The sequence below is a fragment of the Acidimicrobiales bacterium genome (genome assembly GCA_035533095.1).
Classification (GTDB): Bacteria; Actinomycetota; Acidimicrobiia; order Acidimicrobiales; family Palsa-688; genus DATLUM01.
In genome coordinates, this window is sequence record DATLUM010000011.1 from 78,932 (window position 1) to 102,746 (window position 23,815).

Consider the following 23,815-nt stretch of genomic DNA (forward strand, 5'->3'; position numbering starts at 1 on the left):
TAGTTTGTGCTGCTAAATATGATGGCAGAGATGACAGCGGCGGACACACAGACGGCCCAGACCAGGGGAGCGGGCGGACAAACCGACGATCATCACAAGCGGGTAGCGCTGATCCTCGCCACGCTCGGCGTGGTGATGGTGACCATAAACCAGTCCATACTGCTCATATCACTGCCCGACATCTTCCGCGGGATACACCTGAACCCCCTCACGCCGGCGAACGTGTCCTACTTCCTCTGGGTGTTCATGGGGTTCCTGCTGGTGACCGCGGTGCTCGTCGTGTCGCTCGGCAGGGTGGGGGACATCTTCGGGCGGGCGAGGATGTTCAACCTCGGCTTCGCGCTGTTCACCTTTTTCTCGATCCTGCTGTCCGTGACGTTCTGGACGGGGACGTCGGCGGCGCTGTGGATCATTGTCATGCGGGTATTCCAAGGCGTCGGCGGAGCGTTCCTTTTCGCCAACTCCACGGCCATCCTCACCGATGCTTTCCCGGCCAGCGAGCGGGGGCGGGCGTTGGGGATCAACGGGGTGGGCGCGGTGAGCGGGTCGTTTCTGGGGCTGATACTCGGCGGCCTCCTCGGACCGGTGGAGTGGCGGCTGGTGTTCCTCGTGTCGGTGCCCGTCGGGCTGGTCGGGACGATCTGGGGTTACAGGAGCCTGCGCGACAACGGCGTGCGCACCCAGGCGCGCATCGACTGGCTCGGGAATGCGACGTTCGCCGTGGGACTGATCGCGTTGCTCACCGGGATGATCTACTCGCTGCTCCCGTACGGCGGGCACCCGACCGGCTGGTCGAACCCGTGGGTGCTGGCCGGCGTGTTCGGCGGTATCGCCATGCTCATCGTGTTCCTCTGGGTCGAGACGCGCGTCCCGGACCCGATGTTCAACCTGAGCCTTTTCAGGATCCGCGCGTTCAGCGCCGGCAACCTCGCCGGCCTGATGACCGCGCTCGGCCGCGGCGGCATGCAGCTGATGCTCATCATCTGGCTGCAGGGCATCTGGCTGCCACAGCACGGCTACAGCTTCAGCCAGACACCGCTATGGGCGGGCATCTACATGATCCCGTTGACACTCGGCCTGTTCATCGGGCCCTATTCCGGGAGGCTTTCCGACCGCTACGGCGCGCGCGGTCTGACCGTTGCGGGACTGATCCTGTCGACCTCGAGCTTCCTGCTGCTCGAGGCGCTGCCGATGAACTTCAACTATTGGTGGTTCGCGATCCTGATCCTCATCTTCGCGATCGGCATGGGCCTGTTCTTCTCGCCCAACCAAGCCGCGATCATGAACAGCCTGCCGCCGGACCAGCGCGGGGCCGGCGCCGGCATGTCGATGACGTTCTTCAACGCCGGCAACGTGCTGTCGATGGGACTGTTCTTCACCATCGTCACCCTCGGGCTGGCGTCCGGGTTGCCGTCGCATCTCTACAACGGGCTCACCGCGGCGGGGGTCGATCCTGCCGCGGCGCACCGGGTCGCCGGCGAGCCACCGGTCGGGAGCCTCTTCTCGGCCTTCCTGGGCTACAACCCGATCCAGCAGCTGCTGGGACCGACCGGCGCGCTGAACCATCTCCCTCCGCACCAGGTCGCATACATCACGGGGCGGTCTTTCTTCCCGTCCCTGATAGAGCAGCCCTTCGCCAACGGCCTGCACCTGGCGTTCGCCTTCGCGGCGGGGGCCACGATCGTCGCGCTCATCGCCTCGGCGCTCATGGGTGGCCGCTACGTGCACGACGAGGATCGGGAGAAAGACGCAGCCGTTGGCGTACCGGCGGCCGCCGCGGAGGCACTCTGACTTTTAGCGGCCGGAGAGGATCGCCGGCAGGAACATGCGCCGCAAGTGCTCACGTCGCTCCGCCCGCCCGCGCTGTTGCACGTCACCCATCGCAGCAAACGACACGATCGTTCGCATCGCCCACTCGGTGATATCCGCATCCGTGATGTCCGAGCGGATGAGGCCAGCTTTGCGTGCCGGGGCGAGGCGCTGGCTCATGAACTCGACGAAGCTCTGGAACCACTCGTCCTGGTGCGGCGCGGTGCTCGTGTGCACGGCGACTATGTCCTCGATGCCGAAAGCGGCAGCCATGATCTCGCTGTTGCGGCACTCGTCGATGCTCAACATGAGGCCCTCGACGAGAGCGTCCTCGACGTCGCGCATCTTGGCCAGCCGCTTGTCCAGCCGCTCGAGGAAACGGGTCCACTCGCGGTAGACGACCGCGGCGATCAGATCGTTTTTGGTGCCGACGTAGCGGTAGGCGGTGGTGCGGGGTACCCGGGCCGCCCGGATGACGTCGTCCATGGTGGTCTGGGTGATGCCGAGCTGGTGGAAGCACGACTCGGCCGCGTCGAGCAAACGGGTGTGGACATCCTCCCGGCGCCGTACGCGGGGTGCGGGAGCGGTCGTGTCTACCGGCATCGGCGCCAATCCTAGCTGCCGTAGTGGAACAAAACCGTCTTGACGTACCACTCGCCGGAAAGTAACAATGTGGAACACATAGACGATTTTGATCCATCTGCTCCGGGGCCGGCCCGGGCCGGTGGGAGGAAGGAGTTGGATCGAATGGGCCACCCGTTTCTGTCGGAGGACTGGTTCACCGCGGTGAAGGCACTCGACGCGCCGGAGCCGCCCGCGGCGATGCAGGGCCTGCTCGTGAACATGGAGGTGACCGACGGGCCCGACGGGGACGTGCGGATCCATCTCGACTCGGGGCGCTTCGAGCTGGGCCACGTCGAAGGGGCGCCGACCACCGTCGCGGTTCCATACGCGGTGGCCAAGCAGATGTTCGTGGACCAGGACCAGCAGGCGGCGATGCAGGCATTCATGTCCGGCAAGATCAGGGTCACGGGCGACATGACCAAGCTGATGACGCTGCAGATGGTTCAGCCCACGCCCGAGCAGGTGGCGTTCCAGGCCAAGATCATCGACCTGACGGCGTAAGGAGAAGCTCCCATATGCACGACCTCGTGATCCGCGGCGGCAAGATCGTGGACGGCACCGGCGGCCCGTCTTTTACCGGAGACATCGCCGTAGACGGCGGCCGCATCACCGCCGTCGGTGAGGTCACCGGCGCCGGCAGGCGGGAGATCGACGCCGACGGCCTGATCGTCACCCCCGGCTGGGTCGACGTCCACACCCACTACGACGGGCAGGTGACGTGGGACCCGGAGGTGTCGCCTTCGGGCTGGCACGGTGTGACCACCGTCGTGGTCGGCAACTGCGGGGTCGGCTTCGCGCCGGCGCGCCCCGGCGAACGGGACTGGCTCATCCAGCTGATGGAGGGTGTCGAGGACATCCCCGGCACCGCCCTCGCCGAGGGCATGACGTGGCGGTGGGAGACGTTCGGCGAGTACCTCGACGAGGTCGAGCGCATGCCGAGGATCCTCGACGTGGCGGCGATGGTGCCCCACGGCGCCCTTCGGGCGTACGTGCTCGGCGGCGACCGCAACAACGACGCAGCCTCCGACGAAGACATCGCTCTCATGGCCAAGCTCGCTGCGGAAGCGGTGGACGCCGGCGCGGTCGGCGTGTCGACGACCCGGACGCTCGCCCACATGGCCAAGGACGGCTCGCCGGCCGCCGGCACGTTCGCGCCACCGGAGGAGTTGATCGCGATCGGGCTGGCACTCAAGGGCGCCGGCCGGCGGGTGTTCTCGGTTGTCAGTGAGAACCTCTTCGACTCGCGTGCGGAGCCTGAGTTCCAGTGGATGGCGGAGCTGTCGCGCCGCGCCCGCATCCCGGTCACCTACATGGTCCTCGACATCCCCTTCCAGCCCGGAGGATGGCGGCGCGCGCTCGATCGCGGCCTCGAGTTGAACCGCGACGGTGCATGGTTGGTGCCGCAGGTGGCCGGGAAGCCGGCGTCGCTCATGGTCGGGTGGGAGTCGACCTACCACCTCTTCACGGGTCACGAGCACTACCAGCCGCTCGCGGATCTGCCCCACGACGAGAAGATCGCCCGCCTGCGCGACCCCGAGGTGCGCCGGGCCATCCTCTCGGAACCGCTGAGCTTCACCAACCCGTTCGTCGCGATCGTCCACGCGCAGCTCGCAAACCGCAACCTCTACCCGCTGGGTGACCCGCCCGACTACGAGCCTCGCCGAGAGGACAGTGTCGCGGCGATCGCCGAGCGGCTCGGGGTCCCGCCAGTCGAGGCCGCATACGACCTGATGCTCGAGCGCGACGGGCACGAGCTGCTGTACACGCCTTTGCTGGGTTACACCGACGGCAACCTCGACGCCATTCGCGAAGGGCTCGTGCACCCGTCGACGGTGCTGGGGCTGTCGGATGGCGGCGCGCACGTCGGGTTCATATGCGACGGGACCATGCCCACGTTCATGCTGACCCACTGGGTGCGCGACCGCAGCCAGGGTGAGCGCATCCCGCTCGAGCACGCCGTGCACGCGCAGACCGAGCGGACCGCGCGGTTGTTCGGGTTCGACGACAGGGGAGTGCTCAAGCCCGGTTACGTCGCCGACGTGAACGTCATCGACCTCGACAACCTCGCACTCGGCCCGGTTCGCTTCGCGTACGACCTGCCCGCCGGCGGCAAGCGCCTGATGCAGAAGGCGACCGGGTACGTGGCGACGGTGAAGTCGGGTGCCGTGGTGCGCGAGCGCGACGAGTCGACCGGCGAGCGCCCGGGCGTCCTGCTGCGCGGCCCGCAGCCGGCGCCGGCGGCTTGACCGGCAAATCATGCCGGTCATGAACGTCGTCGTGGTGGGCGCGGGCGCCGGAGGGCTCGCGGCGGCACTGACGTTGTCGCGCGCGGGTCACCGGGTGACGGTCCTGGAGCGCGACACGACCGAGGTACCGGCCCGGTTCGAGGACGCGTTCGCCTGGAACCGCAAGGGAGCCCCGCAGTTCCACCACTCGCACGTCTTCCTGCCGCGGCTGCGCAACACGTTGCGCGATCGCTACCCGGACGTGCTCGAGGGGCTGGCCGATCACGGTGTTCCCGAGGCTTCGATGGCCCCGCTGATGGGCATCGACGCGGGTACGCCCGGTGCCGGCGATCTCGTTGCGCTGCCTTGCCGGCGGACCACCTACGAGTGGGTGCTTCGCAAGATGGTGATGGCCGACGACTCGGTGCAGTTCCGGAGCGGGACCGTCACCGGGGTCGCGGCCGACACGTCGCGCTCGGGTCCTGCCCACGTGACGGGTGTCTTGGTAGAAGACGGCAGTCGGGTGGCTGCAGATCTTGTTGTCGCGAGCACCGGCCGGCGCGGCGACGTGCCCGGCTGGTTGGCTGAGCTCGGCATCAACGTTGGCGAGGAGTCGCAGGAATCGCCGGCCACCTACGCCACCCGCTTCTACCGGCTGCGTGACGGCGCCGAGGCGCGCCCCGGTGGGTACCGGCTAGGGCGCTACGACGGGGTGGGCTTCGGGATCTTCCCGGCCGACAACGACACCCACTCGGTGAGCCTCTTCGTGCGTCCCGACGACACCGCACGGCGCCGGCGGGTCCTCGACACTGAACGCTTCGACGAGGCTTGCTTGGGCGTACCTGAGGCAGCGCCGTACGTCGATCCCGACGCGGTGGAGCCGATAACCCCGGTCAACCCCATGGCCGGGTTGATCAACCGGTTGCGCACGTTCACCGACAGCAGCGGGCTGCCGCTGGTCGCTGGGTTCGTGGCGCTGGGCGACGCGTACCAGGTGACCAACCCCACCTACGGCAGGGGTTGTTCGCTGGCGATGATGCAGGCCGTCCATCTGGCCGACGCCCTTAGCGATCACGGCGGCGACGAGGTCGCAGTGGTCCAGGCCTACGAGGCGGCCGCTGCCCTCGAGATCCGGCCTTGGTACTACCTGTCGGTGCTGGCCGACCAGGTGTCGGCGGCGTCGGACAGGGGAGGGGACCTGACCCTTGGGTCGAACGTGATGCCGCGGGCGGGTGACCCTGAGACGCAGCTGGCTTTCGCGAGGGTGTTCTCGTTGCTCGATCCGCCGGACCAGCTCTACCGGAACCCGGAGCTGACCAGGCTCCTCACCCAGCCGCCGCTGCAGCTCAGCCCCGCCTGAGTCCCCGCGGGTCGATCACCCCTTGGCGAACCGGTCGATGGTCGTCGAGGTATTTGAGTGGATGGCGGCCGTCGACGTTGCCGAGCAACCCGATGACGTTGTAGCCGAGGAGCTCCTGCGGGCGCCGCGGTGGCGGTCGAAGGGACCGGTTTGGCCGGCGAGCAGGAGTTTCCAGCGGCGGATGTGCTCGACGTTCTGGGCGGTCTTCCTGGCCTTCTTTGTAGGCCTGCCCTACCCCGCGTGGGTCTGGAACGTCCGGCGGTACGAGGTCGGCGAGGTCCCGAGGACGCCACGGAACTGGGTGCGCATGTTCGTCGCGCTGCCGAGACCGCTCGCGTCGGCAACCTGGTCGACCGCCAGATCTGTCGTCTCGAGAAGACGTTGCGCAAGAAGGACTCTTTGACGCAGGACCCACTGGTGCGGCGTCATGCCGATCGACTCCCGGAAACGGCGTGCGAAGGTCCGCGAGCTCATCGCGGCTCGGTGAGCGAGTTGCTCGACGCTCAGGTCATCGTCCAGGTGCGACGCCGCCCATTCGAGGGTCCCGGCGAAGAGGTCAACGCCGGAGGCGGTCGGGATGGGCGACGAGATGAACTGCGCCTGACCTCCTGAGCGGTGCGGTGGCATGACGAGCTCGCGCGCAACCTCGTTGGCTACGTGCGCGCCGAAATCACGTTGGACGATGTGCAGGCAGAGGTCGATGCACGCGGCGCTGCCCGCGGATGTGAGGATGTCCTGCCCGTCCACGTAAAGCACGCAGGGGTCGACGTTGATCGACGGGTAACGCTTGGCGAGGTTGCTCGTCTGGCTCCAGTGGGTGGTCGCGGTGCGCCCGTCGAGCAGACCGGCCTCGGCGAGCACGAAGGCCCCCGTGCACAGCGACAGGATGCGAGCGCCCCGGCGGTGGGCCTGGCGGAGCGCTGCGAACAGCTCGGGGTCCTTCTGGGTCATCGGTGGCACCACGACCGTTCCCGCCCGGCGGAGCGCGGTCAGAGGCTCCACGTCGGTGATCGTCAGGCCGGGCATCTGCGTTGCGAACGGCGGCTCGGCGGCGCTGCAGAGGACGGAGCGGTACCACGGGACGCCGAGGTAGGAGAAGTCGGTGCCGAACACCTCCCAGGCGGCCGCGAGCTCGAAGACGCTCACACCCGGCCCCGTCACCATCGCGACGAGCGGGCGCCGGGTTGTCAGCCGGCGCACGCGGCTGCCTGCCGGTCGTTCGCGAGGGCGGTGCCCCATCGGACGAGCACGCGTCCGACGGCCGCCCTCACCGTCGTTGCGTGGTGAGGTCCGGTGGTGGGTCGCGGTGGGGTCGCGCCGGTGGTGGTGCCGAGGGCGCGGAGCTGGTTGGCGTGCTCCCGGGCCACGTCCAGGAGGAATTCTGCGGGGATCATGACTCCATTCTGGAGGTGGCGGGGTGCCTCTGCCACTGGCAGATGTGCCATCGTCCGAAATAATTCTGCCACTCTTCCACGTCTCTATGTCGGTGAGGGCAGATCGGTCGCAAGAGTGTCAGTCGGGTCGCGGCCGCGTGTATCCGCCCTGACGATTGACACCCAGGCCCCGATGGAGCACACTGCGGGTGTTCACATAGCGGTTAAGCGTTCGCCATACGAACAGTAGGCCGCCTGAGTCAGGGGGACTCACATGGATCAGGAGGCAGCACCGGATCGGGAGTCACTATTTCCCGTGACGTCCACAGAGGGTCAGGGGACAGGAGGTGCTGCTCCGCTCACCCGGCGGAACGCGCTCAAGATCTTCGGGTCCGGCGTCGTGGCCCTCGGCATGGGTGGCCTCCTCGAGGCTTGCACCTCGTCTACGAAGACGCCAGGGACATCCGGTACCACGGCAGCCGGTGGAGGCAGCGGAGGCAACGTCATCCGCATCGGCTACGTGAGCCCCAAGACGGGGGCGCTCGCCGGCTTTTCGCTGTCGGACGATTTCGTCTTGAGCAAGGTTCGATCGACGGCTGCGTACAAGGGGCTCAAGATCGGGGGCACCACCTACTCGATCCAGATCATCGAGGCCGACAGCCAGTCGGACCCGAACCGGGCCGCACAGGTCGCTCAGCAACTGATCAACCAGAACCACGTCGACATCATCGTCACGAGCTCCGCTCCGGAGACGACGAACCCGGTGGCGACCGCGTGCGAGCAGCTGCAGACTCCGTGCCTGTCGACCGTCGTACCGTGGGAAGCATGGTACGGGGGTCTCGGCGGGAACCCAGGGTCGCCGACAAAGACGTTCACCTACAACACGATGTTCTTCTTCGGCATGAAGGAGTTCGCTGGAACCTTCCTGCCGATGTGGGACCGCATCCAGTCGTCGACGGGAGCGGCGAAGGTGTTCGGAGGGGCGTTTCCCAACGACACCGACGGCAACGCGTTCAGGGCGGGGTTCCCTCCCTTTGCCGAGGCGAAGGGCTACCGGTTCGTCGACGGGGGCGCGTACACCGACGGCACCACCGACTTCAGCTCGATGATCGACAAGCTCAAGTCGTCGGGCTCGCAGTTCTTCGTCAACGCGCCGCTGCCCCCCGACTTCAACACATTCTGGAAGCAGGCATCGCAGCGGGGATACCGGCCGAAGCTTGCCACCGTGGCGAAGGTGCTGCTGTTCCCTGCAGACGTGGTGGCGCTCGGAAGTCTTGCGAGCAACATCGCCACCGACGCATGGTGGACCCCGTTCGCCCCCAACAAGTCGTCGCTCAGCGGTGAGACGGCCAAGCAGTTCGCCCTCGACTACCAGAACCAGTCGGGGAGCCAGTGGGTGCAGTCGATGGGCTCCGCTTACTCGCTCTTCGAGGTCGCGGTCGAGGCGCTTAAGGCCGTCACCGACCCGCACGACAAGGCGGCGGTCGCCGACGCGCTCCACAAGGTCCACTACTCCGGCATGTGCGGATCGATCGACTTCACTTCGGGACCCGCCCCGGGCGTCGGGATCATCCCGCCCGTCGGCATCCAGTGGAAGCCGGGTACGGGCACGCTCGGCAAGGCCTACCAGTTCGAGGCGTTCGTCGTGGACAACTCGATGAACCCGTCGACACCGCTCAACGGGACGCTCACAGCTACGTTCTCCTGAGCGGTGCCGGCGCTCCTCGAGCTGCGCTCGCTGTCAAAGCGGTTCGGACAGGTCGTCATCGCCGACGACCTGTCCCTGACCGTTCGGGAAGGCGAGACGGTCGGGATCGTCGGGCCGAATGGGGCCGGCAAGACCACGTTGTTCGGGCTCATCTCCGGGGATCTCGAGGTCGACTCGGGCTCGGTACTGCTGGACGGCCTGGACCTCGCCGGCGCCGGCGCGGCCCAGCGGTGCCGGCGGGGGATCGGCCGCACGTACCAGGTGCCCCGCCCGTTCGAGGGGTTGACCGTCTTCGAGAACGTCCTGGTCGCCGCCCAGCAGGGCGGCGGGCTGGGGCGCCAGGACAGCTACCGCCGCGCCCTGGAGACCCTCGAACGCGCCCGGCTCGGAGGCTCCGCCAACCGGCTGGCCGGGTCGCTGGGGCTCCTCGAGCGCAAGCGGCTCGAGCTTGCGCGGGCTCTCGCGACCCGGCCCCGGCTTCTTCTCCTCGACGAGGTCGCCGGCGGTCTCACGGATCCCGAGGTGACCGAGCTCGTCGACATAGTGCGCGGTGCCCGCGAGGAGGGCATGGCTGTGATCTGGATCGAGCACGTCGTGCGCGCCCTGCTCGCCACAGTCGAGAGGCTCATCTGCCTCGCGGCTGGCCACCTGGTGGCGGATGGCGTCCCAGGCGAGGTGATCGAGGACCCGAGAGTGCGCGAGCTGTATCTGGGAGCCGACACGGCGGTCGGGGCGATCCCGGAATGACCTCGTCCCTGCTGAGCGTCAGAGACCTGACCGTCCACCACGGGCAGTTGTGTGCGGTCCGGGACTTCTCCCTCGACGTGGCCGAGGGCGAGGTCGTCGCGATCATCGGGGCGAACGGCGCCGGAAAGTCCACCCTCCTCAGGACCATGGCCGGCCTGCACTCCCAGACCTCGGGCAGCATCGCCCTCGGCGGCAAGGACCTCGGGAAGCTGCGGCCGGACCAGCGGCTCGCGGAGGGATTGGCTCTTGTGCCCGAAGGGCGGCGCCTCTTCCCGTCGCTCACAGTCGAGGAGAACCTGCGCGTGGGCACCCACCGCGCACGCAGTGGTCCGTTCGACATCGAGAAGGTCTACGAGACCTTTCCCTGGATGCTCGAACGGCGCCGGCAGCCGGCCGCCCTGCTGTCGGGCGGCGAGCAGCAGGCGGTGGCGGTCGGCCGGGCGCTCGTCGCCAATCCGAGGGTGCTGCTGTTCGACGAGCTGTCACTCGGCCTGTCACCCATCGCTGCCAAGACCATCTACTCGATCCTGCCCAAGCTGGTGGACGGAGGCATGACGATCGTCATCGTCGAGCAGGACCTCGGTCTGGCGCTTCAAGCCGCTTCCCGGGTGCAGTGCCTCCTCGAGGGGCGGGTGGTTCTCGAAGGAGAGGCCAGTGGCCTCGACCGCGTGGCGATCGAGGCGGCGTACTTCGGTGTGGGAACCCGGGCAGGGACGTCGCTGTGAGCTGGGTCAACGCGATCGTTCAGGGCATCCTCATCGGTGGTTTCTACGCGCTGTTCGCGTGTGGTCTGTCGCTTCTGTTCGGGGTCATGGGCGTCATCAACCTCGCCCACGGCGACCTGGCGGTCATCGCCGGCTACGTGGCCGTTGTCCTCGTCCCATCGACGCATCTTTCGATGGTCTGGTCCTTCGTGGTCGTGGTCCCGATCTTCGCTGTAGGTGGTTACATCCTGCAGCGGACGCTCCTCCAGAAGGCGCTCGATCAGGGGGCGTTCACGACGCTCCTCGTGACGTTCGGACTTTCGGTGATCACGGAGAACGCGCTTCTCGAGAATTTCACCTCCAACGGGCAGTCCATCAACATCGGCAACCTCATCGCCGACTCGTGGAACCCGAACAGCACGGTGTCGATCGCTTTCATCAACGTGGTCGTCCTCGGGGTAGCCGTGGTGGTGATCCTGGGGTTGCATCTGTTTCTCACGCGGACCCCCACCGGCCGGCTTATCCGTGCAGTCGCGGACGACAAGGAAGCAGCCCAGCTGTCCGGGGCCAACTTCCGTCACCTGTTCGGGATCGCAACGGCTATCGCGATGGCGACGGTCGCGCTCGCCGGCATCGCATCCGGCATGCAGACCGAGTTCTTCCCCACCTCGGGGACGGCCAATTTGCTGTTCGCGTTCGAAGCCGTCGTGATCGGCGGCATCGGGTCGTTGCGGGGAACACTCCTCGGGGCCATCCTCCTCGGCGTCGCGCAGGAGATCGGAGCGCAGATCAACCCCTCGTACCAGATCCTCGCGGGCCACCTTCTCTTCCTCGCGATCCTGGCACTACGGCCGCAGGGACTTCTGGGGGTGAGGGAAGCGATATGAGCGTCCAGGCGGCACCCGCTCCGTTTTCGCTCGAAGGCGTCAGGGTCAAGCGTTCGGCGCGCCCGACGGCATGGCTACTCGTGCCCGGAGCCGCTCTGCTGGCCGTGCTGGCAGCCATGCCCTCACTCGTCTCGACGGCCAACACAGACCTGCTCGTCAACGTGTTCATCCTGCTCACGGTGTCGGCGATGTGGAACCTGCTAGCCGGCTACGCCGGGATGATCTCGATCGGTCAGCAGGCCTTCATCGGTCTGGGTGCGTACAGCGTGCTCGTGATCGCGATGGGTCATGTCAGCCCATTCGCCGCGATCCCGCTCGCGATGCTTGTATGCGGGGCTCTCGCGATCCCGATCTCGTATGTGGTGTTCCGCCTGCGCGGCGGGTACTTCGCCATAGCCACCTGGGTGGTCGCCGAGACCGCCCGGCTGATCATCAGCTCCATCCAGTCCCTGGGCGGGGGGACGGGGAAGAAGGTGCAGGGGTTGTCGGGCCTGAGCCCCAAGGCGTTCACCTACGACACCTACTGGGCCGCCCTGGTGGTGGCGGTCTTGGCCGTCGGTGGCTCCTACCTGGTGCTGCGGAGCCGTCTCGGCCTGCAGCTTTCCGCCATGAGGGACAACGAGATCGGGGCGCGCAGCGCCGGCGTCCGCGTCGACAGGGCCAGGCGGATCGTGTTCGTGGTGGCCGCCCTCGGGTGTGCCGGCGCCGGCGCGCTTCTCGCGGTGAGCCAGCTGCAGGTCCAGCCGACCTCGGTGTTCAGCGTGCAGTGGTCGGCCGAAATGATTTTCGCGTGCCTCATAGGAGGCCTCGGAACGCTCGAGGGACCACTCGTCGGAACCGTCATCTTCTTCGTGCTGCAGCAGAACCTGTCTTCCCACGGCGCCTGGTACCTGATCATCTTCGGCTCCGCCGCCGTGGTGATCGCCATCTGGCTACCGCGCGGGCTCTGGGGGTCGGTGGTCCAAAGGACACGGCTCGAGGTGCTGCCCGTGGGTTACCACATCCGGGGAGCGAAGCAGGCCGCGCGCGGGAAGGCATCGGGTTAGATGGGCCAGGTGATGTCCCTCGGTGAGGCGGTCGAGTCCCTCGTGCACGACGGCGACGTGGTGGCGATGGAGGGGTTCACCCACCTGATCCCCTTCGCCGCCGGCCACGAGATCATCCGCCAGGGTCGCCGGAACCTCAGCCTCGTGCGCCTCACCCCGGACCTGGTCTTCGACCAGATGATCGGCGCCGGATGCGCCGACCGGCTGGTCTTCTCGTGGGGAGGCAACCCGGGGGTGGGGTCGCTGCACCGCTTCCGCGACGCCGTGGAGCACGGATGGCCGGGGCCGCTCGAGATCGAGGAGCACAGCCACGCGGGCCTCACGGCCCGATACGTGGCCGGTGCAGCGGGCCTGCCGTTCGGGATCCTGAGGGGTTACTCCGGCACCGGCCTCCCGGCCCACACCAAGAACATCGCCACGGTCGCCTGCCCCTTCACGGGAGAGGAGATCGCGGCGGTGCCGGCCCTCAACCCCGACGTCGGGATCGTGCACGCCCAGCAGGCGGACCGCGAGGGCAACGTGCAGATGTGGGGCATCACCGGCGTACAGAAGGAAGCGATTCTCGCGTCCTCGAGATCCCTGGTCACCGTCGAGGAGGTCGTGGAGCGGATCGACCTCCGACCGGGGGGTGTGATCATCCCGCACTGGGTTGTAACGGCGGTCGCGCACGCGCCCGGTGGTTCGCACCCGTCCTACGCGGCGGGTTACTCCGTCCGTGACAACGCGTTCTACGAGAGCTGGGACGCGATCAGCCGCGACCGCGACCTGTTCGGTGATTGGATCCGCCGGCACGTGACCGGAGCCGCGCGATGAACGGCGCGTCGGCGGACATGATGGCCGTGGCTGCCGCGCGGGCGCTGCGGGACGGGCAGAGCTGCTTCGTCGGAATCGGTGCTCCCAGCACCGCGGCCAACCTCGCGAGGGTGACGCACGCGCCGAACCTGGTGCTGATCTACGAGTCGGGATGCATAGGCTCGAAGCCGAAGAAGTTGCCGCTGTCCATCGGGGACGGAGAGCTTGCCGACACCGCGGACGCCGTGGTGTCGGTGCCGGAGATATTCAGCTACTGGCTCCAGCCGGGCCGGATCGACATCGGCTTCCTGGGCGCCGCCCAGATAGACAGATTCGGCAACCTCAACAGCACGGTGATCGGTCCGTACGACAACCCGGCCACGCGCCTGCCCGGCGCCGGCGGCGCGCCCGAGATCGCCGCGTCGTGCAAAGAGGTGCTGATCATGATCCACCAAAGCAGGCGCACATTTGTCGACAAGCTCGACTTCCGGACATCCGTCGGCTACGGCGACGGCCCCGGCGACCGGGAGCGTTTCGGCTTGCGCGGCCGCGGACCGACCATGGTGATAACGGACCTGGGGATCATGCACCCCGACCCCTACACCTGTGAGCTCGTGCTCACGCACGTGCACCCTGGCGTGGAACCCGCAGATGTGCTGGAGGCGACCGGGTGGGGCTTGAAGATCGCGGGTGACGTGGCGCGTACGGAGCCGCCCACCGAGCGGGAGCTGGTGGCATTGCGCCGGCTGCAGGAGGGGACCTGACGTGCCCATCCCGGACGTCTGGATAGCGGACGCGGTCCGCACGCCTGTCGGGCGCCACGGCGGGTCGCTGTCCGGGGTGAGGCCCGACGACCTGGCCGCCGGCGTGCTGACAGCCTTGAAGGAGAGGAACCCGGCGTTCGATCCAGGCCTCGTCGACGACGTGGTATTCGGCGACGCCAACGGCGCCGGGGAGGACAACCGCAACGTGGCCCGCATGGCGGCCCTGCTCGCCGGCTACCCCGTCGGCGTGCCGGGAGCGACGGTCAACCGCCTGTGCGGTTCGGGGATGGAGGCGGTGGTCGAGGCGAGCCGGGCGGTCGCAGTCGGTGACGCCTCGCTGTGCGTGGCGGGCGGAGTCGAATCGATGAGCCGGGCGCCGTGGGTCGTCACCAAGCCCGAGGCGGGATTCGCCCGCACCAGCCAGACGATGTGGTCCACAACCCTCGGTTGGCGGATGACGAACCCGGTGATGCCCGCGGAGTGGACGGCGGCGCTCGGGGAAGGGGCGGAGCTGCTCGCGGACCGCTACTCCATCGGCCGGGAGGAGCAGGACAGCTTCGCTCTCAGAAGTCACCTGAACGCGGCCGCGGCGTGGGACGACGGACAGTTCGCCGAGGAAGTCACCGCTGTGGACGGCGTCGACCTCGCCCGGGACGAGAGCATCCGCGCCGACACCACGATGGAGAAGCTCGGCCGGTTGAAGCCGTCCTTCCGACCGGATGGCACGGTGACAGCGGGCAACTCGTCGCCGCTCAACGACGGGGCCGCCGCGCTGATCATCGCCGATGACACCGGTATCGCTTCGATCGGGCGGGAACCTCTCGGGCGCATCGCTGCGCGAGGCGTCAGCGGCGTGGAACCCCAGTACTACGGAATCGGCCCGGTGGAGGCGGCGCGCACCGCGTTGAAGCGTGCGGGCATCGGTTGGGGCGACCTCTCGAGTGTGGAGCTCAACGAGGCCTTCGCCGCTCAGTCGCTGGCGTGCCTGCGGGAATGGCCGGAGCTCGACCCGGGGATCGTGAACCCGGCCGGGGGAGCCATCGCCATCGGGCATCCCCTCGGCTGCTCCGGCGCCCGGATCCTGGCGACCCTCGCGTGGCGGATGCACCGCAGCGGCAGCCGGTGGGGCCTCGCCGCCATGTGCATTGGTGTCGGGCAGGGGATAGCGGTAGTGCTCGAAGGTCCTGGGAGGTAAAAGACGTGACCGCCGTGGCAGGAAAGCCTTCGCTCGTGATCGATCCGGCGTACGACTCGCCGGAGTACCGCTCGACGTCGGCACGGGCACCCAAGCAGCCCCTCGTGATGCTGGCACCGGGGATGATCGACCGCGACGGTCCGGTGCTCGGCGAGGGGCGCGTGGGACCCGAGGACGCGGACCTCACCCGCCAGCACAGCGGGGAGCCGATAGGGGAGAGGATCAACGTCAACGGCAGGCTGCTCGACTCCGGGGGGCACCCCGTCGCCGGGCAGCTGGTGGAGGTGTGGCAGTGCAACGCCGCAGGGCGGTACCGCCACGCGGTCGATCAGCACCCTGCACCTCTCGACCCGAACTTCACCGGCGCCGGGCGTTGCATCACCGGGCCAGACGGCGGATACCGGTTCGTGACCATCAAGCCCGGCGCTTACCCGTGGGGCAACCACCCCAACGCGTGGAGGCCGTGCCACATCCACTTCTCGGTGTTCGGCCGGGTCTTCACCGAGCGACTGGTCACCCAGATGTACTTTCCCGGCGATCCCCTCCTCGAGTTCGACCCCATCTTCAACTCGGTGCGCGACGAACGCGCCCGCGGGCGGCTGATCTCGTCGTTCGATTGGTCCACGACCGAGGAGGAGTGGGCCCTCGGATACCGGTTCGACATCGTGGTCGGTGGTCATCTGGCGACCCCAATCGAGGAGCCGGCGTGAGCGAGAGCCCCTCCCAAACCACCCCGTCCCAAACGATCGGTCCTTTCTTCAGCTTCGGGCTCGAATGGATGGCCGCGCCGGACCTGGTGGATCCTGCCTCCCCGGGGGCGATCGAGCTGGTGGGCACCGTGTACGACGGCGCCGGGGCGGGCGTGCCCGACGCCGTCGTGGAGATCTGGCAGCCCCCCCTTTTCGGCCGCGCGCTGACCGGGGCCGACGGCTCGTTCCGGTTCACGACGGTCAAGCCGGCGCCCGGCGCCAAGGGCGATGCGCCGCATGTCGACGTGTCGTTGTTCGCGCGCGGCCTCCTGCAGCGGGTTGTGACACGCATCTACTTCCCGGACGAGGAGACGGCCAATGCCTCCGACCCGGTCCTCGCGGAGGTGCCGGAGGACCGCCGGGCGACCCTCGTCGCTGTTAGCAAGGACGGGTGCCTACGCTTCGACCTGCACCTGCAAGGCCCCCGGGAAACAGTCTTCTTTGCCTACTGACCATCTCTTCTCGCACATCGTCACCACCGACGAGCTGCTGGCCGCGACGGGCGACAGCGCGTGGCTGGCCGCGATGCTCGACGCGGAGGCCGCCCTCGCCCGGGCGGAGGCCCACGCGGGTGTGATCAGCGCGGAGGTCGCGTCTGCGATCGCCGCCGGCTGCAAGTCCGAGGCGTTCGACGTCGAGGAGATCGGCAGACAGGCACGCGACGGAGGGAACCCCGTCATTCCGCTCGTGTCGAGACTGAGGGAAGTTGTCGGCCCCGGCGCGCGCGACTTCGTGCACTGGGGGGCGACGAGCCAGGACATCCTCGACACCGCCGCCGTGCTCGTGGCGCGGCGCTCGGGGCGCGTGATCGACGCCGGCCTCCTCCGCCTGGCCGACAGCTGCGCGACCCTGGCGGACAGCCACCGCTCGACGGTCATGGCGGGCAGGACGTTGCTGCAGCCCGCAGTGCCCATCACCTTCGGGATGAAGGCGGCCGGCTGGCTGGGCGGAGTGATCGACGCCAGGCAGGCGTTGGCGGCGGCAGTCGACGGGCTCGCCGTGCAGCTCGGAGGGGCGGCGGGGACTCTCGCCTCGCTCGGCTCCCGCGGCCCCGAGGTCGTGTCGGCGTTCGCCGGCGAGCTCGGCCTGCCGGAACCGGTGATGCCGTGGCACACCGCGCGCGAGCGAACCGCCTCTCTGGCCGCCGCGCTCGGTCTCGTCGCGGGGACTTCCGCGAAGATCGCCGGCGACGTGGCGCTGCTCATGCAGCACGAGGTCGGCGAGGCGTTCGAGCCCGGCGGGCCGGGACAGGGTGGGTCCTCGACGATGCCGCACAAGAGCAACCCCGTCGGCGCCGCGGCCGTCGGCGCGGCTACCCGCCGGGCACACGCGCTGGTCTGTCTTTTCTTCGAGTCCCTTTCCGGCGAGCACGAGCGCCACGTCACCTCTTGGCCCGTCGAATGGCAGTCGCTCGGGGAACTGCTCGCTCTCACCGGCGGAGCGGTCGCTCGCACGGCGGAGACCGTGGGCGGCCTGGAGGTCGTCGCCGGTGCCATGGCGGAGCGGGTGCGCGCCCTGGCCGGGCTCCTGCTCGCCGAGCGGGTGAGCCTCGCGCTGGCCCCGCGGATGGGTCGCTCCGAGGCCGCGGCGGCGGTCGCCGAGGCGGGGCGTCGCGCGACGGACACCTCCGCCGGCGCGCTCGTGGCCTCGCTGATGTCGGACCCCCGGGTTGCCGAAGTGATCCAGGCCCCGGAGCTCGAGGACCTGATGGACCCGGCGGGCTACCTGGGCTCGTCGGAGGTGTGGATCGACCGGGTCCTCGCCCGGCACGCGGAGATGTCGCGATGAGCCTCCAGGGCGTGCGCGTCGACGGGCCGCCCGGCGCCCCGGCTCTCGTTCTCAGCAACTCCCTGGGGTGCAGCGCGGACATGTGGGCACCGCAGATGCCCGCGCTCACCCAGCGGTTCCGGGTCGTCCGCTACGAACATCGCGGCCACGGCGGGGCCGGAACCCCGGACGGCGCGTGGACCGTCGACGATCTGGGTCGCGACCTCCTGGCGGTCATGGACGCGGCAGGATTCGAACGGGCCTCGGTCATGGGGTTGTCGCTCGGCGGAACCGTGGCGATGTGGCTCGCCATCAACCACCCCGCGCGGGTCGACCGGCTGGTGATCGCGTGCAGCAGGGCGTCCTGGCCGCCCAAGGAGATGTGGGCGGGACGCATCGAGGCCATGCGAACCGGCCGGCCCGCCGACCTCCTCTCCGCGCTGCTCGGCCGCTGGTTCACCCCGGGTTTCGCGGGTGTTCACCCGGATGCGGTTGCGCTGGTCGCCTCGATGCTCGACACGGCAAGCCCACAGGGTTACGCCGGGTGCTGCGAGGCACTGTCGGAGGTGGACCTGAGCGCGGACCTCGGGTCCATCACCGCCCCGACACTCGTGCTCGCCGGCTCACTGGATCCGGGCGTGCCGATCGCGGTGGCAGCGTCGTTGGCCGAGGCGATCCCGGGCAGCTCCCTGCAGGTGATCTCGCCGGGCGCCCACCTCATCAACGTCGAGCAGCCCGGAAGGTTCAATGCGGCCGTGATCGACCACCTTGCGGGCGACGCCCTGGAGCGCGGGAGGGCGACGCGGCGTGCGGTGCTGGGCGACTCGCACGTTGAAGCGTCGGAGACCGGCGCGGGCCCGATCACCTCGTCGTTCGTCGATCTGATCACGCGTTACGCCTGGGGTGACGTGTGGACCCGGCCAGGGCTCGACAAGCGAACCCGCTCGTGCATCACCCTGGCCATGCTCGTCGCCATGGGACGTTTCGACGAGCTCGGCATGCACCTCCTCGGGGCACGGCGCAACGGGTTGAGCGACGAAGAGATCGTGGAGGTGCTGCTCCAGACGGCGATCTACTGCGGGGTCCCGGCGGCGAACTCGGCGTTCGCTGTCGCCCGGCGGGTGCTGGAGGACGATGCTGGTGCAGCCGGCGGAGCCGGTGACTGAGTCCGGCCGCAGCAACGACTTCGTCCAGTCGCTCGAACGCGGTCTCGCGGTGATCCGGGCGTTCGGGCCGGACCGCCCGTCGCTCACGCTGTCGGAGGTCGCCCGCCAGACGGGGCTGACTCGGGCGGCGGCAAGGCGGTTCCTCCTCACCCTGACCGAGCTCGGCTACGTGCACTCCGACGGCCGCATGTTCTCGCTCCGCCCGAGAGTCCTGGAGCTCGGCTACGCCTACCTGTCGACTCTCGGGCTGAACGAGGTGGCGGCGCCGCACATGGAGCAGCTGGTCGCCGAGACGAAGGAGTCCTCTTCAATCGCCGTGCTCGACGGTGACGACGTCGCGTACGTCGTCCGGGTGCCGACCCAGCGCATCATGACCGTGACCATCGCGGTCGGGACCAGGTTCCCCGCATATGCCACCTCGATGGGCCGGGTCCTCCTCGCGAACCTGCCGGCTGCAGAACTGGGCACCTATCTCGGGCGGGTGGAGCTTCAGCCGTTGACCGGCAGGACGATCGTCGACAAGACGAAGCTGCGGGCCGAGCTGGCCGAGATTGCGGCGCAGGGCTACGCCGTCGTCGACCAGGAGTTGGAGGACGGGCTGCGCTCTGTGGCCGTACCGATCCGCGACTCGTCGGGACGGGTCGTGGCTGCGCTGAACATGTCCGCGCATGCCAGCCGGGCGACACTCGAGCATCTTCGCCGCCGCGTGCTACCGAAGTTGCTCGAGACGGCGAGGCACATAGAGGTGGACCTCGGCGCGCTCGGCTCAGCACCGAGGAAGGTCAGCCGCTAACCCTCCGACTGCACGATCCGCTCCACCATGCGGCGGGCGGCCAGCCCTCCCCGGTCGATCTTGATGTTCAACTCGAACGGGTCGGGGTCGCGGCTCACCCGCTTCTCGAGGACGTTCAGGGCGTTGACATCCTGCTGCACGACCGTCTCGTTGAGCTTGTAGAGGTGGTCGGAGATCTCCGCGTCGTCGAATGCGAAGTCGCGCGACACCGCCCAGAAGTCGTACGTCGACGTCGCCGTCGACGGCGTGATCCCGTAGCTGATCTTCATGTGGAACGCTTCTGCGTCCGTGCCGTCCGCCGATGGCGCCACACCGCACGGGGCGATACGCGAATGCAGGAGGTAGTAGCCGGGCGGGAAGTACTCGATGTCCTGCCAGCGGTCGATGCGGCCCTCGATTCCGGTTGAGCGCGAATAGAAGGGAGGGCACTCGACGTCTTGCATGTGGCGGTTAACCCTCACGATCCCCGCTTCCTCGTCGACGTCGGCCTCGATGGGCGTGGCGGCCACCTCGGGCGTGCCGATGTACCCGGCGTGCAGGTAGGTCTCGTGGGAGAGGTCGAGGAGGTTGTCGATCAGGAGCATGTAGCGCGCCTGCAACGGCGCCATCGACGTGACGACCCGCCAGTCGGCTCCGTCCACGAGCCACGGTGTCACCGGAAGTCGCCCGTGGTCGGGCTGCTCCGGGTCGCCCATCCAGATCCAGGTCCACACGCCCTGCTCGACCAGCGGATAGCTGCGCACGCGCGCGCGTCCCGGGATCTGCTCCTGCCCGGGTACCGCGACGCACGTGCCTTCGCAGTCGAAGGTGAAGCCGTGGTAACCACAGACGAGCAGGTCCCCGTCGAGCCGGCCGAGTGACAGGGGGAAGCGCCGGTGGGGGCATCGGTCAGCGAGGGCCACGGGGCGGCCGCCGGTGGTGCGGTAGAGCACGACGTTCTCCCCGAGCACGGTCCGGCCGAGGGGGGCCGCGGTCACCTCGCTGGACAGCGCCACCACGTACCAGCGGTCGTGAGCGAACATCGTATCGGGCTCTGTCTGTGCTGTTTCCATTTCAGTAGTCCATTTCAGAAGTCCATGTCAGAAGTCATCGGTTGCGGGCAGGCCGACGTAGTTCTCTGCGAAGACCATCTCGGCGGCCTCCGAGCGTTGCAGGTAGTTGAGCCTCGAGATCTGGAGCTGCTCGATGTAGGGCCCCTCGCCGAGCTGGTGGAGCAGAGTCGTCATGTAATTGGAGAAGTCCTGTGCGCGCCATACCCGGCGCAGTGCAGTCGAGCTGTAGCCCTCGAGCCTTTCCGTGCTGCCGTCCCGGTACCAGTCGAGGAGGGCGGCGGCGAGGAGGCGGACGTCGTTGGCCGCCAGGTTGAGGCCCTTGGCGCCCGTAGGCGGGACGATGTGTGCGGCGTCGCCGGCGAGGAAGAGCCGCCCCAGTTGCATCGGCTCGCACACGTAGCTCCGCATGGTGGTGATGCCCTTCTCGAGGACGGGTCCCTCATTGAGCTCCCAACCTTCCGACGCCATCCGGATCTGCAGCTCCTTCCAGATGCGTTCGTCGGGCCACGCCCCGATGTCCTCGCCGGGAGGAACCTGGATGTAGAGGCGGCTGATGTGCTCGGACCGCATGGAATGGAGGGCGAAGCCCCTCTCGTGCCACGCGTAGATCAGCTCGTCGGTCGCCGGTGCCGCCTCGGCCAGGATGCCCAGCCAGTCGAAGGGGTACTGGAGGTCGAACTCGGTGTAGGAGCCATCCGGCAGCGAGGCCCTGCTGACACCGTGGAACCCGTCGCAGCCGGCGATGAAGTCGCATTCGACGGTAACCGTGCGTCCTTGCTCCGTGAAGGCGATGCTCGGATGGTCGCTGTCGAAATCGTGCAGCACGACGTCCTCGACCTCGAAGCGGACGTCGATGCCGCGCTCGCCGGCCGCGGTATAGAGGTCCTTCATGACCTCTTGCTGGCCGTAGATGGTCAGGAAGCGACCGGTCAGCCTCTCCATCTCGATGTGCTGCGTGCGGCCCGGCCGGCGTACGTAGACGCCCGTGTGGTGAAGCCCCTCGCGCGCCAGCCGGTCACCAACTCCGAGCCGGTGCATGAGGTCGACGGTGTTCTGCTCGAGCAGCCCGGCACGCACCCGCTTCTCGACGTACTCGCGCGGCTTGGCTTCCAGGACCACGGAATCGACGCCGGCCTGCTGCAACAGGAGTGCCAAAAGCAGCCCCGCTGGGCCCCCTCCGACGATTCCGACCTTGGTGCGCACCAGGCAGGCCCTCCCTTGTGGATCGGGGCCATCTTAAGCCCGATGTTCGGCCACCGACACTGTGTGCGCATGTCGCACGAAGCACACCCCTGTGTCGCGACGTCAACCTCTTTTCCAAAGAAAATTGGCTAGAACGAGGCCCATGGGACTCCGCATCTTCACCGAGCCGCAGCAGGGCGCTTCGTACGACCAGCTTCTCGCGGTGGCCCGCACGGCCGAGGAGTGCGGGTTCGACGCTTTCTTCCGCTCGGATCACTACTTGAAGATGGGGTCGGCCAGCGGGCTGCCGGAGTACACCGACGCGTGGACGACCCTCGCGGGGCTCGCCCGGGACACTGCTCGCATCCGGCTGGGCACGCTGGTCACCCCGGTGACGTTCCGGGCGGTCGGGACCTTTCCCGCTGTGGTCACCCAGGTGGATCACATGAGCGGTGGCCGTGTCGATGTGGGGCTCGGGGCGGGGTGGTACGAGGCGGAGCATGAGGCGTACGGGTTGTCGTTTCCGCCGGCTGGGGCGCGCTACGACCTGCTCGAGGACCAGCTCAACATCTTGCACGGGGTGTGGTCGGCGCCGGCGGGCGCGACCTTCGAGCACAAGGGGTTCACCTGCTCTGTCAGCCTGGCGGCGGACTCACTGCGGCCGGCTCAGTCGCCGCACCCGCCGATCATCATGGGCGGGCGAGGCGGGACCCGCAACGCCCGGCTCGCCGCCACCTTCGCCGACGAGTTCAACACAGCGTTCGTGCCTCGTGAGCAGATGAGGTCGACGCATGACGCGGTGCGCCGGGCGTGTGAGGCTGCGGGGCGGGACCCGGCGTCGGTCGTGTGGTCGGTCGCGCTGGTCGTGTGTTGCGGTTCGACCGAGCAGGAGGTGGCGCGAAGAGCGGCGGCCATCGGCAGGGACGTGGACGAGCTGCGGCGCAACGGGCTCGCTGGGTCGCCGGACGAGGTGGTCGACAAGCTTGGCCTGTACGCGGAGTCGGGGGCGCAGCGCTGCTACCTGCAGGTGCTCGACCTGTCGGACCTCGACCATCTGCGTCTCATCGGGGAGGAGGTGCAGCCGCATTGGGGCGGTCGTTGAGGCCTACTTGGCGTTCATCGGGTCGTGAAGCTCGGTCGTGGTGAAACGGACCGCGTCCCACGCCCCTTCAGAGACTCTGCTCCACACTCCCGGCGGAGTTCCAGACCGCTCACGGCTGCGATCTGTTGCAGGGACACCTCTACGGTGAGCCCAGACCGACCGACGAGATGACCGAGTTCCTGCACGCCGCGGTCGGCCGCGATGCGCTCGGCATCGCCACCTCCGTCGTCTGACTATTGGGAATGGCCGGTCAGCACGGTGGTTCACCCATAGCAACTCCGCCGTTTGATAGCCCGTTGCACGGGCACCCGGTGGCCTTCAATCGGCGGGACCCCTTTCGGACAGTGATCGATGGGAGCTCGCCGGTGCCTCACGGTTGCTGGCGACGATAAATCGCTGGCCCCTTCTGCACCCCGTCGGTTACAAATGCTCCTGACCGACATGGAAAGGAGGAGCGCAATGGCCAATGACTCGTTTATGACTGCCGCAACCACCGTGGCTTACGACGGCCCGATGCTCCTCGGCACCTCGGTTGCCATCACGGCCTAGAGCGGTCCTTCTCGCCAGCCCCGGCTAACCAACCTGACCGAAGCGTCTTCTCCGTCGAGCGTCGTCCGTTCCCGCGCTCGGTCTCTTGGTGCCCCCGTTCGCCCGCACGCCACCCGAAGGAGGTGACATCATGTACATGCATCCCTATCTGGCTCATCAATTGGCCCTCAGCCAACAGGAAGAGCTTCGGCGACAAGCGATCCGACACCCGAAGCGGCTGA

23 protein-coding genes are annotated in these 23,815 nt (G+C 68.2%); 18 read left to right on the plus strand and 5 right to left on the minus strand.

The genetic code is table 11. From position 1 onward, the window contains the following. The first annotated feature begins 30 nt into the window (after positions 1-30). The gene (locus tag VNF71_01435; GenBank protein ID HVA73213.1) at positions 31-1,791 is read left to right on the plus strand and encodes an MFS transporter; all 1,761 of its coding nucleotides are present in this window, start codon (positions 31-33) and stop codon (positions 1,789-1,791) included. A gap of 3 nt (positions 1,792-1,794) precedes the next feature. Here VNF71_01435 and VNF71_01440 read toward each other — a convergent pair whose 3' ends face one another. Next, positions 1,795-2,412, minus strand: coding sequence for a TetR/AcrR family transcriptional regulator (locus VNF71_01440; protein ID HVA73214.1), 618 nt, complete (start codon positions 2,410-2,412; stop codon positions 1,795-1,797). A gap of 144 nt (positions 2,413-2,556) precedes the next feature. On the opposite strand from VNF71_01440, the gene VNF71_01445 reads away from it, so the two are divergent. Genes VNF71_01445 through VNF71_01455 form a run of 3 tightly spaced genes read left to right on the plus strand, consistent with a single transcriptional unit; the run spans position 2,557 to position 6,018 of the window. Further along, on the plus strand, positions 2,557-2,934 hold the full coding sequence (locus VNF71_01445; GenBank protein ID HVA73215.1) for an SCP2 sterol-binding domain-containing protein: 378 nt from the start codon (positions 2,557-2,559) through the stop codon (positions 2,932-2,934). Positions 2,935-2,948: 14 nt separating this feature from the next. Then, positions 2,949-4,679: an amidohydrolase family protein gene (locus VNF71_01450; protein HVA73216.1), complete on the plus strand. Its 1,731-nt coding sequence runs from the start codon at positions 2,949-2,951 to the stop codon at positions 4,677-4,679. 19 nt (positions 4,680-4,698) lie between these two features. Continuing rightward, positions 4,699-6,018, plus strand: coding sequence for an FAD-dependent oxidoreductase (locus VNF71_01455; protein HVA73217.1), 1,320 nt, complete (start codon positions 4,699-4,701; stop codon positions 6,016-6,018). A gap of 231 nt (positions 6,019-6,249) precedes the next feature. On the opposite strand, the gene VNF71_01460 is transcribed toward VNF71_01455, so the two are convergent. Beyond that, on the minus strand, positions 6,250-7,218 hold the full coding sequence (locus VNF71_01460; GenBank protein HVA73218.1) for a helix-turn-helix domain-containing protein: 969 nt from the start codon (positions 7,216-7,218) through the stop codon (positions 6,250-6,252). Then, positions 7,206-7,412, minus strand: coding sequence for a hypothetical protein (locus VNF71_01465; GenBank protein ID HVA73219.1), 207 nt, complete (start codon positions 7,410-7,412; stop codon positions 7,206-7,208). Before VNF71_01465 ends, VNF71_01460 begins: the two co-directional genes overlap by 13 nt. A 295-nt stretch (positions 7,413-7,707) precedes the next feature. On the opposite strand from VNF71_01465, the gene VNF71_01470 reads away from it, so the two are divergent. The 13 genes from VNF71_01470 to VNF71_01530 are packed head-to-tail and all read left to right on the plus strand — an operon-like array spanning position 7,708 to position 19,709. After that, positions 7,708-9,099: an ABC transporter substrate-binding protein gene (locus VNF71_01470; GenBank protein HVA73220.1), complete on the plus strand. Its 1,392-nt coding sequence runs from the start codon at positions 7,708-7,710 to the stop codon at positions 9,097-9,099. A gap of 3 nt (positions 9,100-9,102) precedes the next feature. Further along, on the plus strand, positions 9,103-9,846 hold the full coding sequence (locus VNF71_01475; GenBank protein ID HVA73221.1) for an ABC transporter ATP-binding protein: 744 nt from the start codon (positions 9,103-9,105) through the stop codon (positions 9,844-9,846). Beyond that, positions 9,843-10,571 carry an ABC transporter ATP-binding protein gene (locus VNF71_01480; GenBank protein HVA73222.1) on the plus strand — a complete coding sequence of 243 codons (729 nt, stop codon included), beginning with the start codon at positions 9,843-9,845 and terminating at the stop codon, positions 10,569-10,571. The genes VNF71_01475 and VNF71_01480 overlap by 4 nt, the downstream gene beginning before the upstream one ends. After that, on the plus strand, positions 10,568-11,437 hold the full coding sequence (locus tag VNF71_01485) for a branched-chain amino acid ABC transporter permease (protein HVA73223.1): 870 nt from the start codon (positions 10,568-10,570) through the stop codon (positions 11,435-11,437). Before VNF71_01480 ends, VNF71_01485 begins: the two co-directional genes overlap by 4 nt. Then, a complete protein-coding gene (locus VNF71_01490) occupies positions 11,434-12,483 on the plus strand; it encodes a branched-chain amino acid ABC transporter permease (GenBank protein ID HVA73224.1) in 1,050 nt (349 codons plus the stop codon). The genes VNF71_01485 and VNF71_01490 overlap by 4 nt, the downstream gene beginning before the upstream one ends. Next, positions 12,484-13,296 (plus strand): CoA-transferase, encoded by an 813-nt coding sequence (locus tag VNF71_01495; protein ID HVA73225.1) that lies wholly within the window; start codon positions 12,484-12,486, stop codon positions 13,294-13,296. It abuts the gene before it with no gap. Continuing rightward, positions 13,293-14,039 carry a CoA-transferase subunit beta gene (locus tag VNF71_01500; GenBank protein ID HVA73226.1) on the plus strand — a complete coding sequence of 249 codons (747 nt, stop codon included), beginning with the start codon at positions 13,293-13,295 and terminating at the stop codon, positions 14,037-14,039. Before VNF71_01495 ends, VNF71_01500 begins: the two co-directional genes overlap by 4 nt. A gap of 1 nt (position 14,040) precedes the next feature. Continuing rightward, a complete protein-coding gene (locus tag VNF71_01505; GenBank protein HVA73227.1) occupies positions 14,041-15,234 on the plus strand; it encodes an acetyl-CoA C-acyltransferase in 1,194 nt (397 codons plus the stop codon). A 5-nt stretch (positions 15,235-15,239) separates the two neighbouring features. Beyond that, positions 15,240-15,944 carry a protocatechuate 3,4-dioxygenase subunit beta gene (gene pcaH / locus VNF71_01510; GenBank protein HVA73228.1) on the plus strand — a complete coding sequence of 235 codons (705 nt, stop codon included), beginning with the start codon at positions 15,240-15,242 and terminating at the stop codon, positions 15,942-15,944. Beyond that, on the plus strand, positions 15,941-16,435 hold the full coding sequence (locus VNF71_01515) for a hypothetical protein (protein ID HVA73229.1): 495 nt from the start codon (positions 15,941-15,943) through the stop codon (positions 16,433-16,435). Before pcaH ends, VNF71_01515 begins: the two co-directional genes overlap by 4 nt. After that, positions 16,425-17,771: a 3-carboxy-cis,cis-muconate cycloisomerase gene (gene pcaB, locus VNF71_01520; GenBank protein HVA73230.1), complete on the plus strand. Its 1,347-nt coding sequence runs from the start codon at positions 16,425-16,427 to the stop codon at positions 17,769-17,771. Before VNF71_01515 ends, pcaB begins: the two co-directional genes overlap by 11 nt. Next, positions 17,768-18,916 (plus strand): 3-oxoadipate enol-lactonase, encoded by a 1,149-nt coding sequence (gene pcaD / locus VNF71_01525; protein HVA73231.1) that lies wholly within the window; start codon positions 17,768-17,770, stop codon positions 18,914-18,916. Before pcaB ends, pcaD begins: the two co-directional genes overlap by 4 nt. Further along, positions 18,909-19,709, plus strand: a complete 801-nt coding sequence (locus tag VNF71_01530; GenBank protein HVA73232.1) for an IclR family transcriptional regulator — start codon at positions 18,909-18,911, stop codon at positions 19,707-19,709. Before pcaD ends, VNF71_01530 begins: the two co-directional genes overlap by 8 nt. On the opposite strand, the gene VNF71_01535 is transcribed toward VNF71_01530, so the two are convergent. Continuing rightward, a complete protein-coding gene (locus VNF71_01535) occupies positions 19,706-20,761 on the minus strand; it encodes an aromatic ring-hydroxylating dioxygenase subunit alpha (protein HVA73233.1) in 1,056 nt (351 codons plus the stop codon). The genes VNF71_01530 and VNF71_01535 overlap by 4 nt on opposite strands. Before the next feature lie 27 nt (positions 20,762-20,788). Further along, positions 20,789-21,964: a 4-hydroxybenzoate 3-monooxygenase gene (locus tag VNF71_01540; protein HVA73234.1), complete on the minus strand. Its 1,176-nt coding sequence runs from the start codon at positions 21,962-21,964 to the stop codon at positions 20,789-20,791. Positions 21,965-22,106: 142 nt separating this feature from the next. Between VNF71_01540 and VNF71_01545 the strand changes: the two genes are divergently transcribed. Continuing rightward, positions 22,107-23,045 (plus strand): TIGR03560 family F420-dependent LLM class oxidoreductase, encoded by a 939-nt coding sequence (locus VNF71_01545; GenBank protein ID HVA73235.1) that lies wholly within the window; start codon positions 22,107-22,109, stop codon positions 23,043-23,045. Positions 23,046-23,815: the final 770 nt, after the last annotated feature.

Coding starts and splice junctions, on each gene's coding strand:
- VNF71_01435 (HVA73213.1), top strand. CDS start 31: ATGACAGCGGCGGACACACAGACGGCCCAGACCAGGGGAGCGGGCGGA.
- VNF71_01440 (HVA73214.1), bottom strand. CDS start 2,412: ATGCCGGTAGACACGACCGCTCCCGCACCCCGCGTACGGCGCCGGGAG.
- VNF71_01445 (HVA73215.1), top strand. CDS start 2,557: ATGGGCCACCCGTTTCTGTCGGAGGACTGGTTCACCGCGGTGAAGGCA.
- VNF71_01450 (HVA73216.1), top strand. CDS start 2,949: ATGCACGACCTCGTGATCCGCGGCGGCAAGATCGTGGACGGCACCGGC.
- VNF71_01455 (HVA73217.1), top strand. CDS start 4,699: ATGAACGTCGTCGTGGTGGGCGCGGGCGCCGGAGGGCTCGCGGCGGCA.
- VNF71_01465 (HVA73219.1), bottom strand. CDS start 7,412: ATGATCCCCGCAGAATTCCTCCTGGACGTGGCCCGGGAGCACGCCAAC.
- VNF71_01480 (HVA73222.1), top strand. CDS start 9,843: ATGACCTCGTCCCTGCTGAGCGTCAGAGACCTGACCGTCCACCACGGG.
- VNF71_01490 (HVA73224.1), top strand. CDS start 11,434: ATGAGCGTCCAGGCGGCACCCGCTCCGTTTTCGCTCGAAGGCGTCAGG.
- VNF71_01495 (HVA73225.1), top strand. CDS start 12,484: ATGGGCCAGGTGATGTCCCTCGGTGAGGCGGTCGAGTCCCTCGTGCAC.
- VNF71_01500 (HVA73226.1), top strand. CDS start 13,293: ATGAACGGCGCGTCGGCGGACATGATGGCCGTGGCTGCCGCGCGGGCG.
- pcaD (HVA73231.1), top strand. CDS start 17,768: ATGAGCCTCCAGGGCGTGCGCGTCGACGGGCCGCCCGGCGCCCCGGCT.
- VNF71_01535 (HVA73233.1), bottom strand. CDS start 20,761: ATGGAAACAGCACAGACAGAGCCCGATACGATGTTCGCTCACGACCGC.
- VNF71_01545 (HVA73235.1), top strand. CDS start 22,107: ATGGGACTCCGCATCTTCACCGAGCCGCAGCAGGGCGCTTCGTACGAC.